The organism is Flavobacterium sp. N2270, assembly GCF_025947225.1.
Lineage (GTDB): Bacteria > Bacteroidota > Bacteroidia > Flavobacteriales > Flavobacteriaceae > Flavobacterium.
Map to the genome: position 1 here is coordinate 678949 of NZ_CP110005.1, position 18891 is coordinate 697839.

The following is an 18891-nucleotide window of genomic DNA, read 5'->3' on the forward strand; positions in this document are numbered from 1 at the left end:
TTAGCATGTTAAATTAATAATAATTTTAATTTCGTTTATGAAAAAACTTGTTTTAAGTACATTATTTGTATTGCAAGCTCTTTTTGTTTTTGCACAAGAAAACCCAGCTTTAACAGGAAAAGTAATTGATGGTAAATCACAAAATGCACTACAAAATGTTGTAGTAACAATTCAAAGTACAAATCAATCTGTATTAACCAACTCAGAAGGAAATTTTGTTTTTCAAGAATTACCTCATGGAGAACAAATTCTTAATGTTCGTTACTCTGGTTACATTACGCAGACTTTACTTTTAGAATTAACTAAAGGAGAAACTTTAGAACTAGGAAATGTTGTTCTAGAAGAAGATGTAACTAGTGAACAACAATTAAGTTTAGTTACTATTACAGAAAACGATTTAGGAGACGATAACTCAGGTTCTGAAAGTACTTCTGGGTTATTACAAGCCTCAAGAGACACTTATCAACAAGCTGCTGCTTTTAACTGGGGGCAAGCTCGTTTTAGAATTAGAGGTTTAGATAATGCTTACGGAAAAACTATGATTAATGGTATTTCTATGAATAAGCTTTATGATGGAAGACCACAATGGAGTAACTGGGGAGGTTTAAATGATGCAACAAGAAACCAAGAGTTTACAATGGGTTCTGGACCATCAGACTTTACTTTTGGAGGAGCTTTAGGTACACAAGAAATAAACACAAGAGCTTCTCACTATAGAAAAGGTTCTAGAGTTACTTTCTCTGGAACAAACACAAACTATAGTTGGAGAGCAATGGCAACTCATGTATCTGGTTTAGATGATAAAGGATGGGCATTTGTGGTTTCTGCTTCAAGAAGATGGGCAGATGAAGGACATTTTGAAGGAACAGATTATAGTGCTAACTCAATGTTTGCAAGTGTTGAGAAAAAATTCAACGATAAACACAGTTTAAACTTTACTTCAATTTATGCAGAAAATAGTAGAGGAAAATCTTCTCCAAACACTCAAGAAGTAACAGACTTAATGGGGTACAAGTACAATTCATACTGGGGTTGGCAAGATGGTAAAAAAAGAAATTCAAGAGATAAAGATATTGCTGAGCCAGTAAACATGTTATCTCATTATTGGAAAATAAGTGAAAAAACTACTTTAAATACTAATGTTGCATATCAATTTGGAACGATAGGTAATTCAAGAATTGACTTTCAAACAGCAAATAACCCTGATCCTACATACTATAGAAACCTTCCTAGTTACTACAGTAATTTAGGTGGATATACTCAAGCACAACTAGATGATGTGGCGAACATTTTTAGATCTAATTCACAAATAGACTGGAATGCAATGTATATTGCAAACCAAAACAGCGTAAACCCAGGTCAAAGTGTTTATGTTTTATATGAAGATAGAACTGATGATAAATTATGGAGTGCAAACTCTATCATAAATTCAAGTTTATCTGACAACATTACTTTAAATGCTTCTGCTAATTTTAAAAGATTAAAATCACACAATCATCAAAATCTTTTGGATTTAATGGGAGGAACTTATTTTTCAGATATTGACCCTTTCTTTACAGGAGATGCAACTCAATCTGACTTAAACAATCCCGACAGAATTGTTGGTGAAGGTGACACTTATGGTTATAATTACAACCTATTTGCTACTACTTTTGATGGTTTTACTCAATTTAAATTTTCATACAGTAAAGTAGATTTCTATTTAGCGCAAACATTCTCTAGAACAGAATACAAAAGAGAAGGTTTATACAGAAACGGAATTTACGCTAACAACTCTTATGGAGACAGTGATTCGAAAATTTTTGAAAACTTTGGTTTCAAAGGAGGTTTAACATATAAGATTTCTGGTCGTCATTTATTAGATTTCAATGCAATGTATATGACACAAGCGCCAACATTAAGAAACTCTTTTTCTAATGCACGTTTAAATAACAATTACACACCGGGCTTAGAGAGTGAAGCAATTACTAGTGCTGATGCCAGTTATATCATTAGAACACCAAAATTAAAAGCTCGTCTTTCTGGATTCTATACTAAAATTCAAAACACAACTGAGATTTCATTCTATTATGGAGAAGGTATTGGTGATGTAAACACTTCAACTGGAGCTGCAGATGATTCTTTTATTAGTGAAATTGTTACCGGTTTAGACAAGCAATCTATGGGTGCTGAATTAGGATTAGAATACCAAATTACTTCTACAATAAAAGCAACGGGTGCTGCTTCATTTGGACAATATATTTATTCTAGTAATGCAAACCTAATAACAAATGACGATGGTAGAGCTGCGATAGGTTTAGATCCTATCAAAGATTTTGGAACAGCTTACTTAAAAGATTACCACCAACCTGGAATGCCTCAACAAGCATATTCATTTGGTTTAGAATATAGAGATCCTCATTACTGGTGGGTAAGTGCAAACGCAAATTACTTAGCTGGTAGTTATTTAGATGTTTCTAGTATTTTAAGAACAGATAACTTTACAATAGACCCTGCAACAGGAATTTCTTATCCAGGTGCTGATGAAACAACTGTAAGAGAGTTATTAAAACAAGAGAAGTTTGATGACTTTATGTTGTTTAATTTAGTGGGAGGAAAATCATGGAGAATTAGCTCTAAAAACAGAAACACTTTTGGTTTCTTTGCTTCTATAAACAACTTATTAGATATTGAATATAAAACGGGTGGTTTTGAGCAATCAAGAAAAGCTACTTATACAGATTTAGTAGCTGACCAAGCTAATGGAACTCCTGCATTTGGACCAAAATATTTCTACGGATACGGAAGAACATATTTTGTAAACTTCTATATTAATTTCTAAAAAAATATAACTATGAAAAATATATTTAAAAATTTATTTTTATTAACCATTACATTAGTTACAACAACTAGTTGTGTTAGTGATGATGATTTTGAAATTCCTACCATTAGAAATCCATTTTTTAGTGAAGATTTTCAAACTGCCACTCCAAATACAGATCTTGATTTGACAGGATGGACTAACTTTGCTGAACAAGGCACGTGGTTGTGGAGAGAAAAAACATATACAAGTAGTGGAGTGACAAATGGCTATGCAGAATTTAGTGCTTATGGATCTGGTTCGGCTGTAAATGAAGTTTGGTTAGTTACACCGGCTATCGATATATCAGGTAAATCTAGTCCAGTACTTAAATTTAGTGTTGCACAACACCATTTAGACGTAGATTCTCCAGACAATTCATTAACTGCTTACGTTTCTACAGATTATGATGGAACAAACGTTTTAGCAGCTACCTGGACTGCCCTAAGTGGCACTAACATTCCTACTTCAAGTGTTTCTTGGTATGAATTTGTAAAGTCTACTGTTAATTTAACTCCTTATGATGGAGAAATATATATTGCATTTAAATTTAAAGGCTCAGGAACAAATACTACTTTAGACGGTGCTTTTCAAATTGATGATGTAAAATTGTTTAATGAAAATTAAGAAAGCTATGAAAAATTTAAAATTAATTTTAACAACTGCTGTTTTTGCAACTTTTTTTAGTTGTGTAAACGGTGACGATTATGGAACTCCAGCTGATAATTGTACTGACTTGGTTGCTAATGTAACTGTACAAAGTATAGCTTCTGCTGCAACTAGTACTGCTGTATCTTATGGGTCTAATGACGACATTATTGAGGCTTATGTAACTTCAAGTGATCAAGGTGGAAACTTTTATAAATCTATTTCTTTTTCATCTATAGATGGTACGGTTGGTTTCAGTGTACCTGTAGATAACTACAATTTATATACTAAATACGAACCAGGAAGAAAAGTATTTATTAAAATGCAAGATAGATTTTTTAACACTCAAAATAATAGCACTGTTATAGGTTCTGATTATGCTGGTGGTGTAGGAAGAATTTCTGGTGTAGAGTATCAAAGTATTATTACACGTTCTTGTACAAAAGTTAATGAAGATGATATCGTTAAACATTTAACAATTACACAAGCAAAAAATAATCAGTATTTAAATATGCTAATTGAATTTGATGCTGTACAGTTTTCAGATGCTTCTACAGGTAAAATGTATTTTGATGAAACAGTTAATAATTTAGGTGGAGCAACAAATCACCTTATTACTGATGTAGATGGAAATACCATTATTGTTAGAGTAAGTGAATATGCCTCTTTTGCAACAAATATAATTCCTAATAAAAATGGTAAAATTAGAGGTGTTTTAACAAAATACGGTAGTGATTACCAATTCATGGTTAGAACTTTAAACGATGTTAAATTAACAAATAATAGAGTTGTACCTTTATTTGAAGAGACTTTCTCTAACAACTATGCAAGTTGGACTAAGTTTAGTGTTTCTGGAACTCCTGCGTGGGTTTTAGATACTCAATATGGTAACCCAGGAAATTGCGCTAAAATGTCAGGATATGCTTCTTCAGGACAAACAGCTAATGAAGATTGGTTAATTTCTCCTAGCATTGACTTAAGTTCTGTTTCTTCTGCTACATTAACATTCCAAACTGCATCAAAATTTGCTGGAAATGTATTAGAGGCTAAAATTTCTACAAACTATAGTGGATCAGGTAATCCTACATCTGCTACTTGGACTAATTTAACAGCTACTTATGACACTAATACAGGAAGTTATATTTGGACTAATTCAGGTAATATAGACCTTTCTGCGTATACAGGTGGAAGTGTTTATATTGGATTCAAATATACTTGTACAGCAAGTGCCGCAAGTACTTGGGAAGTAGACAATGTAAAAATTCAATAATAATTGATTTTATATATTTTAAAAACGTCCTGCAATGCAGGACGTTTTTTTATGCAAAAATAGTTCTACCTTTGTAACAGATAAAGAAAGACCATGTTAGAAAAAATAGAACACAATTTTGAAAAGACTGTAATTGTAGGTATAGTTACTCAAAACCAAGATGAAGAAAAATTAAAAGAATATTTAGATGAACTTGAGTTTTTAACCTATACTGCTGGTGGTGAAGTAATTAAGCGTTTTTCACAAAAAATGGAAAAACCAAACCCAAAAACTTTTGTTGGTACAGGGAAAATTGATGAAATAAATCATTATGTAATTGATAATGCTATTTCAACAGTTATATTTGATGATGAGTTAACACCATCTCAACAAAAAAATATTTCTAAGATTATCGATTGTAAAATATTAGATAGAACAAACCTTATCTTAGATATATTTGCCCAACGTGCAGAAACTTCTTATGCTCGCACACAAGTTGAGCTAGCGCAATGCCAATACTTACTGCCAAGATTATCAGGAATGTGGACGCATCTTGAACGTCAAAAAGGAGGAATTGGAATGCGCGGTCCTGGTGAAACCGAAATTGAAACGGACAGACGTATTGTAAGAGATAGAATTTCGCTATTAAAAGACAAAATTAAAGCAATTGATAAACAAATGGCTACACAACGTGGAAATCGAGGCGCAATGGTTCGTGTTGCTCTTGTGGGTTATACAAATGTTGGAAAATCAACTTTAATGAATGCTATTGGGAAAAGTAATGTTTTTGTTGAAAATAAATTATTTGCAACATTAGATACTACAGTTCGCAAAACCGTAATACGAAATTTACCATTTCTTTTAAGCGACACAGTTGGTTTTATAAGAAAACTACCAACTCAACTAGTTGACTCGTTTAAAAGCACCTTAGATGAAGTTAGAGAGGCTGATTTATTGTTGCATGTAGTAGATATTTCTCATCCAGAATTTGAAGATCATATTGCATCGGTAAATTCAATTTTAAAAGATATAAAAGCGGATGATAAACCGATAATAATGGTTTTTAATAAAATTGATGCCTATAAACCAGTATACTTAGCTGAAGACGATCTAATGACAGAAAGAGAACCCAAACATTATTCACTAGAGGAATGGAAAAATACTTGGATGCATAATGTTGGCGAAAGCAATGCGTTGTTTATATCTGCAACCAATAAAGAAAACTTTGAGGTCTTTAGAGAAAAAGTATATGATGCTGTAAGAGATGTTCATATTACACGTTTTCCTTATAACAATTTCTTATACCCAGAATATAAAGATACTGTAGAAGAAACAGAAGATTAACAAAAAAAGACCTCAAATGAGGTCTTTTTTGTAATATATAAGTATTTGTTGATTAAAATGTAACGTTTACACCTAAACCAAATACTTCTCTAATTTGGAATGCTCCAATTGCATTGTCATCATAAATTGCTTGAAAAGAAACATTAGTAGAAAGATATTTATTAATTTTCATAACTAAGTTCATTTGATAATCAATATCAACATTTCCTGGGTTATCTAAATAATTAGAATATAAGTTCGCTATGTTTTCCATAGTTACATTGTCCATAATCGAAAACTTATAATACGCATTTAAAGCAGCTCCAAATTCATATCTTGTAGTTTCGCCTTGTTCTACACCAAATGCAGAACCAAATTGTGTAAAGTGGTCATGTACAAAAATTAAACGAGAAGTTGCAGGTGCAATATTTATTTTTAAATTGTCACTTTTTTTCCACAACATACCTGGACCAGCTTGTAAATAAGCAGGAGAAAAGAAATGAGAGATTTTTGTTCCTGTAGCAGCATCAAAACCAGAATCCATTTGTGTTTTAAAGTTTAAGAAAGCCGAATAAAACCAGTATCCTTTCGCTTTTTTACCCAATAAAGAAGTAAACTCAATTCTATCATCAGATTTTGTAGTTTCCTGACCTTTTAATTTAGTAAGACCATAAGCAACAATAATTTTATTGTCCCAAATTAAGGTTGGTGTTTTATAATTGAAATCATAATTAACACCAATATTTCCAGCCATATTAGATGTTCCTCCACCTAACCATTCATTATTAAATGCCGATTGATTGAAAAGAAAAACAAAATTTCCTCCTCTTTTCCAACCCATGTTAGTTGTGTCCTTTACTTTAGTTTCTGCACCAGAAGTTACATTAATTAATTCTCCTTCTGTAGTTTGTGCAAAAATACTTGTTGATACAAATAAAAATGCAAGTACTAATTTTTTCATTTTGTTGTTTTAAATTTTAAAAATGCAAAAGTACTGAAAATCAATAAAAAATCAAAATTAGTGTAAGAACGAAATTATTTACTTTTAAAAAGGGGAACAGCAGAACACGCTTCGCCAAACATAATACTCTTGGCAAACGGAATTAATTTTTGTGTAGCCAAAACATAAATTTCTTGAGGTACTTCTTTTTTAGCACAACCTTTTAATATAACTGGAACTTCTTTATAAATAGAAAAATCTATTTTTTCTAAATTTTTAGCATAAATAGAGACAATCATTTCTTTTACTGTACCTTGAATTGAAAAAATAGAATAAGAAACTAAATAAGTAGAAACTAAAGCAAAAGCCCAAGCAGGTAAAATAGCATCTGTACTACAATAAATAGCAACGTATTTATTTTTAAATTGACTCCAATTAAAATTTTTTAATTGATCTCTAAATTCTTTTTCCTTTAGAATAAATCCCTCAAATAAAAACTGAGAAATATCTAAACTCAACACTTGTTCCTTTGGAAAATAGTCTTCTAAATCGAAAACCATTAACTTACTATTGGCAACTTTATTTATAATTTCATCCATATTTTTAGTGTTCAGTTATCAATAAATCGTGTTCAGTAAACTGCCAACGGAATACTGCTTAATGATTTACAGCATTCCTAATTCAAGCTTCGCTTCTTCACTCATTAAATCTTTTGTCCATGGTGGATCGAATGTAATTTCAACTTCACATGAATTTACAGGGTCTAATGATTTAATTTTTTCTTCCACTTCCATTGGCAATGTTTCAGCAACAGGACAATTTGGAGAAGTTAGAGTCATTAAAACCTTAACATCATTGTCTTCATTAATCATTACATCGTAAATTAAACCTAATTCGTAAATATCTACAGGAATTTCTGGATCGTATATTCCCTTTAAAACCTTTACTACGCTTTCTCCTAAATTGACTGTATCGTTAAATTCTTCCATTTTTTTATTTAATTATTGCTTTGCCTGAAAAGCTAAAGCATACATTTTTATCTTTTTTATCATAGACACTAAACCGTTTGCACGAGTTGGCGATAAATGTTCTTTTAAACCAATTTCATCAATAAAGTCGGTATTTGCATCTAAAATATCTTGTGGTGTTTGATTAGAAAAAACACGTATTAAAATAGCGATTATACCTTTTGTTAAAATTGCATCACTATCTGCAGTGAAAACAATATTTCCTTCTTTTTCTTCTCCTTGAACCCAAACTTTAGATTGACAGCCTTTGATAATGTTTTCTTCTGTTTTATACTCTTCGTTGATTAAAGGTAAAGATTTTCCAAGTTCAATGATGTATTCATATCGTTGCATCCAATCATCAAACATTGAAAACTCATCTACTATCTCTTCTTGTATTTGTTGTATCGTCATTTATTATTTTTCTCCTAATTCAACAATTTTATTTACTAGTGTAGCTATTTCTTTAGGTGGAAAACCACCATCAAATCCATTTGCTGGATATTCTACTTCATTCTTAATGAACGTAATATTTGCGTGTGTTGCACCATCATAAAATCTTTTTTCAGTGGGCCATTTCAAATCTTTAACGGAATTTAAATCGACTGCTAAAGCCAATTTAGAAATTTCATCCCAATCTTTATCTGAAATTGCATTTGAAGTTTTAAAATCACTTGCGTTTCTATCTTTTGAAATATAGATTTTTCTATTCTCTACTTTTAATTTTATAAAGTAACCTCTTGAATTAGCTTCATAAATCATTACAGGAACATTTGATTCTTGGTTCATATTGGTATTATTTTCTTTTGCCGCAAGCAAATTAGATTCATTGGTTGTGGCTTTTTGACAATTACAACTTGTAATAGTAATGAAAAGTGCTATTAAAAATGTTAGTAGTTTCATATGTAGCTATTTATTGTTTTTTTATTGGTCATATGTAATTCGCATATCTTCAATGGTGTTTACGACCAATTTTCGGTCATGCTCATTTCATAATTAAAATTTTAAGATAACATCATTTGTGCTTTTTTAACTGCTTCTACAAAGATATCAATTTCTTCTTTGGTATTATAAAAAGCAAAACTTGCTCGTATTGTACCTGGAATATTATAATAACTCATAATAGGTTGTGCACAATGATGACCGGTTCTAACCGCTATACCTAATTTATCTATAATCGTGCCAATATCATAAGGATGAATTCCTTCAATATTAAATGAAATTACCGAAGCTTTATTTGTACTGGTTCCGTAGATTCTTAATCCTTCAATTTCTAATAATCGTTTGGTTCCGTAGTCCAATAATTCTTGTTCATAATTAGCAATAGCATCAAAACCTATGTTATTCATATAGTCAATTGCAGTTCCTAATACAATTCCTGCAGCTATATTTGGCGTTCCGGCTTCAAATTTATGAGGCAATTCGGCATAAGTAGTTTTTTCGAAAGTTACTTCCTTAATCATTTCACCACCGCCAAGATAAGGTGGTAATTTATTAAGCCAAGCTTCTTTACCATAAAGAATTCCTACACCAGTTGGCCCGCACACTTTGTGTCCAGAAAAAACATAGAAATCACAATCTAAAGCTTGGACATCTGGTCGTAAATGAGGTGTTGACTGAGCTCCATCAATTAAAACAGCCGCTCCTACTCCATGTGCTTTTTCAATAATATATTCAATTGGGTTAACCGTTCCTAATGCATTTGAAATGTGATTTACAGCAACAACTTTGGTTTTAGTAGATAGTAATTTATCAAATTCAGACATAACCAATTCTCCTTCATCATTCATTGGAATAACTACCAACTTTGCTCCTGTTTTTTCACATAAAAACTGCCAAGGAACAATATTACTATGGTGTTCTAATGCCGAAACCATAACCTCATCATCAGCATTTAATAAACTTGCGAAACCATTTGCTACCAAATTAATCCCCAAAGTCGTTCCTGAAGTAAAAATTATTTCGTGGTTGTGTTTTGCGTTTAAATGAGCTTGAATGGTGTTTCTCGACGCTTCATAAGCATCTGTAGCCAATTGGCTCAATGTATGAACACCACGATGAATATTAGCGTTTATTTCGCTATAATATTTAGAAATAGCATCAATTACCACTTGCGGCTTTTGTGCCGTTGCTCCATTATCGAAATAAACCAACGGTTTTCCATTCACTTTTTGTGAAAGAATTGGAAAATCGGCTCTTATTTTTTGAACATCAAACATTATAAATCAATTTGTGTACAAATTTACAATTTGATTATTTAAAATTAGAATAAATAAAGGTTAAAATCAACAGGAAATGAGCTCAAAAAAAATAATTTGCATTTTTTTACAATACATTGGAATAAAATGTATATTTGTAAAATGTATAGCAAAGAACTAACCAAAGGAACATTATTGCCAATTATTTTAAAGTTGATCAGTGAAAACGATAAAATGTATGGCTATGAAATTACGCAAAGAGTAAAAGAACTCACTCAAGGAAAAATAGATATTTCTGAAGGTGCACTATATCCTATTCTTCATAAACTTGAAGCTGATGGTATTTTAGAAACAGAAAAAGTGTTTTTTGGCAAACGCGTTCGTAAATATTATCAAATTACTGCTTCAGGGAAATTGGCAATTGTAGAAATGACAGCAGAATTAAACGATTTTATTAACACATTGAATCTAATTTTTAATGCTAAAACCACTGCATCATGATAATTACAGATAAAAATATAGAATACATAGAAACTACTTTGTCTTTTTATGGAATTACAAATGTAGTTTTAAAAGAAGATTTGTTAGACCATATTTGTACGCATATAGAAAATTCTACTCACGAAACTTTTGAATTGGCTTATAAAGAAGCAATTGAAAAACTTGGCGGTTATGCAACTATGCAAATTATTCAAAAAGAAAAGGATGAGAAAAAATTAATACAATCATTTCTAGCAAGAAAACGAGCTTTTTACATGGTTTCTTCTTTAAATATAATGCTATTAGCTTTAGGGTTTTTATTCAAACTGAACCAATGGCCTTATTCAAGTATATTATTAGCCACTGGATTTACACTTTTAATTTTCCTAACGATTCCATTCGCATTCTATAACAAATACAAGCGCTCTTATCAAAAAACAATCTTAACCAATAGATGATCATGACAAAATCATTTTATATACTGGGTTTTTTAACCACATTTATTTTGGGAATTGGTGCAATGTTTGAATTTCTTCATTGGCCTTATAGAGGAATGATTGTGTTTGCAGGCTTTCTCCTTTTAAACTTCGGATTGATACCAACTTACTTTTATTAGAAATATAAAACTACAAAGGCATGATTAGATTAACTATAATTAGCATTTTTTTTATAAATTCATTAGCAACTTTTGGGCAAAATATCAATTCGAAAATAGATTCTATTTTACAAAAATACGAGCAACCAAATGCACCTGGATTGGGAATTGGGATAATAAAAGATGGAAAAATAATTTATTCTAAAGGCATTGGACTAGCAACTTTGGAATACAATATAAAAAATTCAGATTCTACCGTTTTTAGCATTGCCTCAATTGCAAAACAATTTACAGCAGCTTGTGCTTGGGCGCTGATAAAAGAAAACAAACTAAGTTTAGATGATGATATTAGAACTTTTCTTCCGGAATTACCAGAGAAGAAAGACATAATTAAGATTAGACACTTACTAAATCACACTAGTGGTTTCAGAGATTATCATTCATCGATGTACTTAGCCGGCTTTGATTATGATAAAGAATATTATGATAATCAAACGGTTTACGATATTGCATGTAAGCAGAAAAACATGACCAATCTTCCTGGCGAAAAAGTGCTCTATGGTAACACTTCTTACAATTTACTTACGTTAATTATTGAGCGAATTTCTAATAAAAACTTACATGAATTTTCTAAAGAAAAACTATTTATTCCTTTAGGAATGCACAATACTTTAGTTCGAATAGAGAACAACACCATCATTAAAAACAAGGCTGTAGGGTACCAAAAAACAAAAGACGGCTACATACAAATGCCGAGAATACAAATAAGTTATGGCGCTGGAAGCATGGGCTCAACCATAAAAGACATGGCATTGTGGATAAACATGCTAAATGGCGATAATATAGAATTTATAGAATTGACCCTCTTTTTAACTACGTTAGAAACACTTCCGTCTGGCGAAAAAGCAAAATATGCTCGTGGCGTAATGGTTGATGATTATAAAGGTTTAAAAACTGTTAGTCATAGCGGTTATGGCTGGGGAGGTCAATCGCAATTAATAACAATTCCAGAAAAAAAATTAGGCGTAATACTAATAACCAATTTAGAATCTATTAATCCAACGCCTATTTCTTACGACATACTAGATATTTTTATTCCTAAAACAGAAGTAAAAAAAGAAACAACAAACAAGAATTTTAAAGTAAAATCAAAAGATTTTAAACTTTTCGTTGGGCAATACAAAGAAATTAACAGCGACATGAAAATGGAAATTCTATTTGAAAATGACACATTAAAATCTAAAGGCGCAAGAGCAAAAAATTCAATCGCATTAAAAGGTTTTGAAAAAAATAAATTCCACAGGATAAATAGTGAAAGTGTTAAATATGATTTTACTAAAAACGAAAAGCATGATTTAGTTATCACTTTTGGAGGGACGCCTTTTTATTTTAAAAGAGCCGTTTTTATTAACTCTGAATCAGTTAACACAAAAGAGTTTGTTGGAAAATTTTATTCCAATGAGTTGGATGTAACCTACAACTTTTACGAAAAAGATGGAGTTTTACATTTGTCTTACAGAAACCATGAAAACATTCCATTATCAACCGTTCAAAAAGATGAATTTGGTAATAATGACAGAACATTATATCATTTTACTCGAAATGATAAAAATGAGATTTCTGTAATGCTTTTATCATCTGATGGCACTGTAAAAGAAATCGTATTTGTTAAAATTTAAACCAAACTATACTCCAAATTTTTAAACCTAATATTTAGAATACTATTTTAATAGTATGTGTATACAATTGTTGTTGATGAACCAGAGATAAAATTTCCATATGTGTCATATATAGGGGAATTATAACCTTCAAAAAAATCGGAAGAATAGTAATCTCCTTCTTTCACAGTTTGATTTACAAGTGTAAGATTGTTATTATAGGTGTAAGTTTTACTGTAATATCCATTTCCAATTAATGCCGATATTGTTTTGCTTTTTTCAAATAATGAATAGTCATAAGTGTTTAAAAACTCAATATCTTCGTTAGCATCATACCAAAATCGAGACTCAACAACTCTTCCTTTTTCATCGTATTTATAAGTTGTTATTTCGTTTTTATGCTCATAACCTTTTTCAGAAACATCTACAATTTCTTTAGTTAAAAGACCATTATTATATTCATATCGAATATTGTATTTATCATAATAATCAGGTGTATTTTCACCGCCCACATAAATGTATGATATTATATTTCCACTTTTGTCTAGTTTGTATTCGCCATTTATAATGCCGCCTTCATCTACATATGTAGTCGTTTTAATTGTAAAGGCATCTGTGTAAATATATTTTTTTGTGATTTTTTTTCGTCCTTCATCATCAATTGAAAATGACTGTATTAACCTGCCTTTTTGGTCAAACTCTTCAATTGAATAACCATTTGTCTTAATTGTCTTAATTGCGCCTTTAAATTGATATAAATCTGGATTTATGTCAGCTAATTTATAAACTAAAGCTTTTGGATTAAAAGGGGCAAAAATTTTAGTTTGTTTTTCTTGAGAATTTACATTTATACTTACAATAAGTAAAAAAGCAGAAATAAATTTATTCATAATATATGTTTTTTGTAAAACTAAATATTTAAGGAACAAAAATTAATAAGGCAAATGACGTATTTTTTAAAAAATATTTAAAACATAAAATCCGTCAAAAAGACGGATTTTATGTTTTAATATGAATCTAAATTACTACAAATCGAAACCTAAGTTTACACCTAATTTAGTTGCGATAATTTTTGTAATACGTTGTTTTAATTCAGGTATTTTAATACTTTCAATTACTTCATTAGAAAATGCAAACATTAATAACGCACGAGCTTCTTTTTTAGGAATTCCACGTTGTTGCATATAAAATAATGCGCTTTCGTCTAATTGACCAATGGTACAACCATGTGAACACTTAACATCATCAGCAAAGATTTCTAATTGAGGTTTTGCATTAATTGTTGCTTTATCACTTAGAAGAATATTATTGTTTTGCTGAAAAGCATTTGTTTTTTGCGCTTCTTTTTCTACGAAAATTTTTCCGTTAAAAACTCCTGTTGAACTGTCGCTTAAAATAGTTTTATAATTTTGGTGACTTTCGCAATTTGGTGTTGCATGTTGCACTAAAGTATAATGATCAACATGTTGTTTGTCGCCAATAATTGTAATTCCTTTTAAGGTTGAGTCAATTCGTTCACCTTGATGATAAAAGTTTAGATTATTACGTGTAATATTTCCTCCAAATGAAAACGTATGTACAGCTACTCTACTTTCTTGCTTTTGCGCAATGTAAGTATTGTCAATTAAATTGGCTGTTTGTACGTCGTTTTGAATTTTATAATAATCTACAATAGCTCTTTTTTGAGCAAATATTTCGGTAACTGAATTCGTTAAAACAGGATTGCTATTCAAACTTTGATGACGCTCAATAATTTGAACATGAGCATTTTCTCCTACAATTACTAAGTTTCTTGGTTGAACCATTAAAGCGGCTTCATTTCCTGTTGAAAAGTAAATAATTTCAATTGGTTTATCTACTACTTTACTTTTTGGAACATTTATATAAGCACCTTCTTTTGCAAATGCGGTATTTAAAGTTGTTAAACTTTCGTCTTTGCTGGCAATTTTATTGAAATACTCGTCAATAACCATCTTGTATTTCGGTTTGTTCAAGGCAGAAGACATTAAACAAACATCTAATCCATCATGTGTTGTTGAAGATAAGAAAGAAGAAAAAATTCCATCCACGAAAACTACTTTATAAGTATCAACGTCGTGTAAAAAATATTTTTTTACAGTTGCAAATTCAACTGCATTTTCCTTTTTTGGGAAAACCGAAAAATCATTCTTTAAAACTGCATTTAAAGAAGTATATTTCCAAGCTTCTTCTTTTTTAGAAGGAAAACCTTTGTTTTCGAAATTTTTTATTGCTGCAGATCGAACATCATGTAATGAAGAAGAAGTGTCAATTTTTTCTTCAAATGCCATAAATGACGATATTAATTTATCTTTTAATTCCATTTTTTTTGTCTTTAGACTAATTCAGCTTTAATCCAATCGTAACCTCTTTCTTCTAACTCTAAAGCCAATTCTTTTCCTCCTGATTTCACAATTTTTCCATCCATTAATACATGAACAAAATCGGGAACAATATATTCTAAAAGTCTTTGATAATGCGTAATTACAACTACTGCATTGTCTTTGCTTTTTAATTTATTAACACCATTGGCAACAATTCTAAGTGCATCGATATCCAAACCAGAATCGGTTTCATCTAAAATAGCCACTTTAGGTTCTAACATTGCCATTTGAAAAATTTCATTTCTTTTCTTTTCTCCTCCAGAAAAACCTTCGTTTAACGAACGAGATAAAAACTTACGATCAATTTCTAATAATTCTGATTTTTCACGAATCAACTTTAGCATTTCGTTAGCAGGCATGTCCTCTAAACCTTTTGCTTTTCTGCTTTCGTTAATTGCAGTTTTAATAAAGTTCGTTACCGAAACACCTGGGATTTCAACTGGATATTGAAATGATAAGAAAACACCTTTGTGCGCTCTTTCTTCTGGTGCTAATTCTGATAAGTCTTCTCCTTCTAAGAAAATTTCACCTTGTGTAACTTCGTAATTTTCATTTCCAGCAATAATAGAAGATAATGTAGATTTTCCAGCGCCATTTGGTCCCATAATCGCATGTACTTCCCCAGCCTTAACTTCAAGGTTAATTCCTTTTAATATTTCTTTATCTTCAATTGAAGCGTGTAAATTTTTTATTGATAACATTTTTTGAATGTGTTTTATTCTTAATTAATTTTTTACTATCCAACAGAACCTTCTAACGAAATTTCCAATAATTTTTGTGCTTCAACAGCAAATTCCATTGGTAACTTATTCAATACTTCTTTACTGAAACCATTTACAATTAAAGCAATTGCTTTTTCTGTTGGAATTCCACGTTGATTACAATAAAAAACTTGGTCTTCACCAATTTTTGAGGTTGTAGCTTCGTGTTCAATTATTGCAGAAGTATTTTTACTTTCTATATATGGAAAAGTATGTGCTCCACAATTATTTCCCATCAACAAACTGTCACATTGTGAAAAGTTACGAGCATTTTCAGCTCTTGCAGAAATTTGTACTAAACCTCTATAACTATTTTGTGATTTTCCTGCAGAAATACCTTTTGATATAATGGTTGACTTAGTGTTTTTTCCTAAGTGAATCATTTTTGTTCCTGTATCTGCTTGTTGGAAATTATTAGTTACAGCAATTGAATAAAATTCACCAATTGAATTATCTCCTTTTAACACACAAGAAGGGTATTTCCAAGTTACGGCTGAACCAGTTTCTACTTGTGTCCAAGAAATTTTTGCGTTTTTCTCACACAAACCTCTTTTCGTTACAAAATTATAAACACCACCTTTTCCTTCTTTATTTCCTGGAAACCAGTTTTGTACAGTTGAATATTTAATTTCAGCATCATCTAAAGCAATTAACTCAACAACGGCTGCGTGTAATTGATTTTCATCACGACTTGGAGCGGTACAACCTTCTAAATATGAAACATAACTTCCTTCGTCAGCAATTAAAAGTGTTCTTTCAAACTGACCTGTTCCTGCCTGATTAATTCTAAAATAAGTAGAAAGTTCCATTGGACATTTAACTCCTTTTGGAATATAGCAGAAACTTCCATCTGAGAATACAGCCGAATTTAAAGCTGCATAAAAATTATCTTTTTGAGGCACAACAGTTCCTAAATATTTACGAACTAATTCTGGATGCTCTTTTATTGCTTCAGAAATACTCATAAAAATAATGCCTTTTTCTGCTAAAGTTTTCTTAAAAGTTGTAGCTACAGAAACCGAATCGACCACAATATCCATGGCAATATTATTCATTTTCTTTTGTTCGTCAACTGAAATTCCTAGCTTTTTATACATCGCTAATAATTCAGGATCAACATCATCTAAAGTCTTGTTTGGATCAACTTTCTTTGGTGCTGAATAATACGAAATGGCTTGAAAATCTGGTTTTGCATAATGAACATTTGCCCATTCTGGCTCTATCATTTCTTTCCATGCTCGAAAAGCTTCTAAGCGCCATTCTGTCATCCATTCTGGCTCTTCTTTTTTCAAAGAAATTGCACGAACAATATCCTCATTAAGACCTATAGGAAATGTTTCCGAGTCTAATTCGGTGTAAAATCCGTATTCGTATTCTTTGTTTTCTAATTCGACTTTTAAGTCGTCTTCGGTATATTTTGACATTATTTTTTTTTAAAGTGAAAAACTTTCCCCACAACCACAAGTTCTTTGTGCATTAGGGTTATTAAATACAAAACCTTTTCCGTTTAATCCGCCAGAAAATTCTAGAATTGTACCTGCTAGATAAAGAAAGCTTTTCTTTTCAACCGCTATTTTAACTCCATTATCTTCAAAAACTTTATCGTTTTCTCCCAACTCTTTGTCAAACTTTAAATCGTAAGACAAGCCAGAACAACCACCACTTTTTACGCCAACTCTAACGTAATCTTTAGTTGCATCAAAACCATCTTCTTGCATCATTGCTACGATTTTTTTACTTGCATCATCAGAAACTTTAATCATTTGTTATTTTGATTTTGTCTAAATTAACCGCAAATATAAGGCATAATATGTTTTTTTCCTCAAAGAATAACATTTTTATAACTTATTGGTCGATAGTTTTACTTTATACTTAATTCTATGCTGAAGATTTCTTTAGAATTTTGTAATTTGCATCAAAATTCTAATATGATCATACATTCTATTGAAGCAGGAAATTTTAAATTAGACGGAGGCGCCATGTTTGGAGTGGTTCCAAAAACTATATGGAACAGAACTAATCCGGCTGATAATAATAATTTAATTGATATTTCAGCCCGTTGCTTGTTAATTGAAGACGAAAATCGATTGATCTTGATCGATAATGGAATGGGGGATAAACAATCGGATAAGTTTTTTGGATATTATTACCAATGGGGTGATTTTAGTATAGACCAATCATTAAAAAATGCAGGATTTTATAGAGACGACATCACCGATGTTTTTATGACACATTTGCATTTTGACCATTGCGGGGGAAGTGTAATTTGGAACAAAGACAAAACAGGCTATGAAGTCGCTTTTAAAAATGCTAAGTTTTGGACTAATGAAAACCATTGGGAATGGGCAACCAAACCAAATGCTAGAGAAAAAGCTTCTTTTTTACGTGAAAATATTATTCCAATGCAGGAAAGCGGACAATTAAATTTTATTGAAAGACCTGATGGAAATTTTGGCTTTTCTAAAGAATTAGGCTTTGGCATATTTTACGCAGACGGTCACACCGAAAAACAAATGTTACCACATATTAATTACAAAGGTAAAACCATTGTTTTTTGTGCAGACATGTTACCAACAGCAGGCCATATTCCAATTCCATATGTTACAGGTTATGATACTAGACCTTTATTATCGATGGATGAAAAAGAAATTTTTTTAAAAGCTGCTGCTGATAATAATTATTATTTATGGTTAGAACATGATGCTCACAATCAAATAATAACGGTTCAACATACCGAAAAAGGGGTGAGATTAAAAGATGTTTTTACCTGTAATGAAATCTTAAAATAAAG

The 18891-nt window shown here is 31.0% G+C and carries 19 protein-coding genes; 8 read left to right on the forward strand and 11 right to left on the reverse strand.

Features of this window, described 5'->3' with window-relative positions; translation table 11 throughout:
- The first annotated feature begins 37 nt into the window (after positions 1-37).
- The 4 genes from OLM55_RS03170 to hflX all read left to right on the forward strand — a co-directional run bounded on the left by OLM55_RS03170 (position 38) and on the right by hflX (position 6080).
- Positions 38-2821: a TonB-dependent receptor gene (locus OLM55_RS03170; protein ID WP_264559973.1), complete on the forward strand. Its 2784-nt coding sequence runs from the start codon at positions 38-40 to the stop codon at positions 2819-2821.
- A 12-nt stretch (positions 2822-2833) separates the two neighbouring features.
- Complete coding sequence (locus OLM55_RS03175) at positions 2834-3466, forward strand: hypothetical protein (protein ID WP_264559974.1); 633 nt, start codon at positions 2834-2836, stop codon at positions 3464-3466.
- Complete coding sequence (locus OLM55_RS03180) at positions 3456-4757, forward strand: DUF5689 domain-containing protein (protein WP_264559975.1); 1302 nt, start codon at positions 3456-3458, stop codon at positions 4755-4757. Before OLM55_RS03175 ends, OLM55_RS03180 begins: the two co-directional genes overlap by 11 nt.
- Before the next feature lie 93 nt (positions 4758-4850).
- Positions 4851-6080 carry a GTPase HflX gene (gene hflX, locus OLM55_RS03185; protein ID WP_264559976.1) on the forward strand — a complete coding sequence of 410 codons (1230 nt, stop codon included), beginning with the start codon at positions 4851-4853 and terminating at the stop codon, positions 6078-6080.
- Positions 6081-6132: 52 nt separating this feature from the next.
- On the opposite strand, the gene OLM55_RS03190 is transcribed toward hflX, so the two are convergent.
- The 6 genes from OLM55_RS03190 to OLM55_RS03215 form a co-directional block, all read right to left on the reverse strand.
- Positions 6133-7020: a DUF3078 domain-containing protein gene (locus OLM55_RS03190; RefSeq protein ID WP_264559977.1), complete on the reverse strand. Its 888-nt coding sequence runs from the start codon at positions 7018-7020 to the stop codon at positions 6133-6135.
- 74 nt (positions 7021-7094) lie between these two features.
- Positions 7095-7598 carry a DUF2480 family protein gene (locus OLM55_RS03195; protein ID WP_264559978.1) on the reverse strand — a complete coding sequence of 168 codons (504 nt, stop codon included), beginning with the start codon at positions 7596-7598 and terminating at the stop codon, positions 7095-7097.
- A gap of 66 nt (positions 7599-7664) precedes the next feature.
- Positions 7665-7988, reverse strand: coding sequence for an SUF system Fe-S cluster assembly protein (locus OLM55_RS03200; protein WP_264559979.1), 324 nt, complete (start codon positions 7986-7988; stop codon positions 7665-7667).
- A 12-nt stretch (positions 7989-8000) separates the two neighbouring features.
- Positions 8001-8420, reverse strand: coding sequence for a SufE family protein (locus OLM55_RS03205; protein ID WP_264559980.1), 420 nt, complete (start codon positions 8418-8420; stop codon positions 8001-8003).
- A gap of 3 nt (positions 8421-8423) precedes the next feature.
- Positions 8424-8909: a hypothetical protein gene (locus OLM55_RS03210; protein ID WP_264559981.1), complete on the reverse strand. Its 486-nt coding sequence runs from the start codon at positions 8907-8909 to the stop codon at positions 8424-8426.
- Positions 8910-9010: 101 nt separating this feature from the next.
- Positions 9011-10225, reverse strand: coding sequence for an aminotransferase class V-fold PLP-dependent enzyme (locus OLM55_RS03215; RefSeq protein ID WP_264559982.1), 1215 nt, complete (start codon positions 10223-10225; stop codon positions 9011-9013).
- 141 nt (positions 10226-10366) lie between these two features.
- Between OLM55_RS03215 and OLM55_RS03220 the strand changes: the two genes are divergently transcribed.
- The 3 genes from OLM55_RS03220 to OLM55_RS03230 all read left to right on the forward strand — a co-directional run bounded on the left by OLM55_RS03220 (position 10367) and on the right by OLM55_RS03230 (position 12958).
- Positions 10367-10705: a PadR family transcriptional regulator gene (locus OLM55_RS03220; RefSeq protein ID WP_264559983.1), complete on the forward strand. Its 339-nt coding sequence runs from the start codon at positions 10367-10369 to the stop codon at positions 10703-10705.
- Positions 10702-11142, forward strand: a complete 441-nt coding sequence (locus OLM55_RS03225; RefSeq protein WP_264559984.1) for a hypothetical protein — start codon at positions 10702-10704, stop codon at positions 11140-11142. Before OLM55_RS03220 ends, OLM55_RS03225 begins: the two co-directional genes overlap by 4 nt.
- 178 nt (positions 11143-11320) lie before the next feature.
- The gene (locus OLM55_RS03230) at positions 11321-12958 is read left to right on the forward strand and encodes a serine hydrolase domain-containing protein (RefSeq protein WP_264559985.1); all 1638 of its coding nucleotides are present in this window, start codon (positions 11321-11323) and stop codon (positions 12956-12958) included.
- Between the two features lie 47 nt (positions 12959-13005).
- On the opposite strand, the gene OLM55_RS03235 is transcribed toward OLM55_RS03230, so the two are convergent.
- The 5 genes from OLM55_RS03235 to OLM55_RS03255 form a co-directional block, all read right to left on the reverse strand.
- Positions 13006-13827, reverse strand: coding sequence for a hypothetical protein (locus tag OLM55_RS03235; RefSeq protein WP_264559986.1), 822 nt, complete (start codon positions 13825-13827; stop codon positions 13006-13008).
- 135 nt (positions 13828-13962) lie between these two features.
- Entirely contained in the window at positions 13963-15279 is a 1317-nt protein-coding gene (gene sufD / locus OLM55_RS03240) for a Fe-S cluster assembly protein SufD (RefSeq protein WP_264559987.1), read from the reverse strand.
- Positions 15280-15290: 11 nt separating this feature from the next.
- Complete coding sequence (gene sufC / locus OLM55_RS03245) at positions 15291-16040, reverse strand: Fe-S cluster assembly ATPase SufC (protein ID WP_264559988.1); 750 nt, start codon at positions 16038-16040, stop codon at positions 15291-15293.
- A 35-nt stretch (positions 16041-16075) separates the two neighbouring features.
- Entirely contained in the window at positions 16076-17524 is a 1449-nt protein-coding gene (sufB, locus tag OLM55_RS03250) for a Fe-S cluster assembly protein SufB (protein ID WP_264559989.1), read from the reverse strand.
- A 9-nt stretch (positions 17525-17533) separates the two neighbouring features.
- Positions 17534-17863 (reverse strand): HesB/IscA family protein, encoded by a 330-nt coding sequence (locus OLM55_RS03255; protein WP_264559990.1) that lies wholly within the window; start codon positions 17861-17863, stop codon positions 17534-17536.
- A 165-nt stretch (positions 17864-18028) separates the two neighbouring features.
- Between OLM55_RS03255 and OLM55_RS03260 the strand changes: the two genes are divergently transcribed.
- Positions 18029-18889, forward strand: a complete 861-nt coding sequence (locus OLM55_RS03260; protein WP_264560582.1) for an MBL fold metallo-hydrolase — start codon at positions 18029-18031, stop codon at positions 18887-18889.
- Positions 18890-18891: the final 2 nt, after the last annotated feature.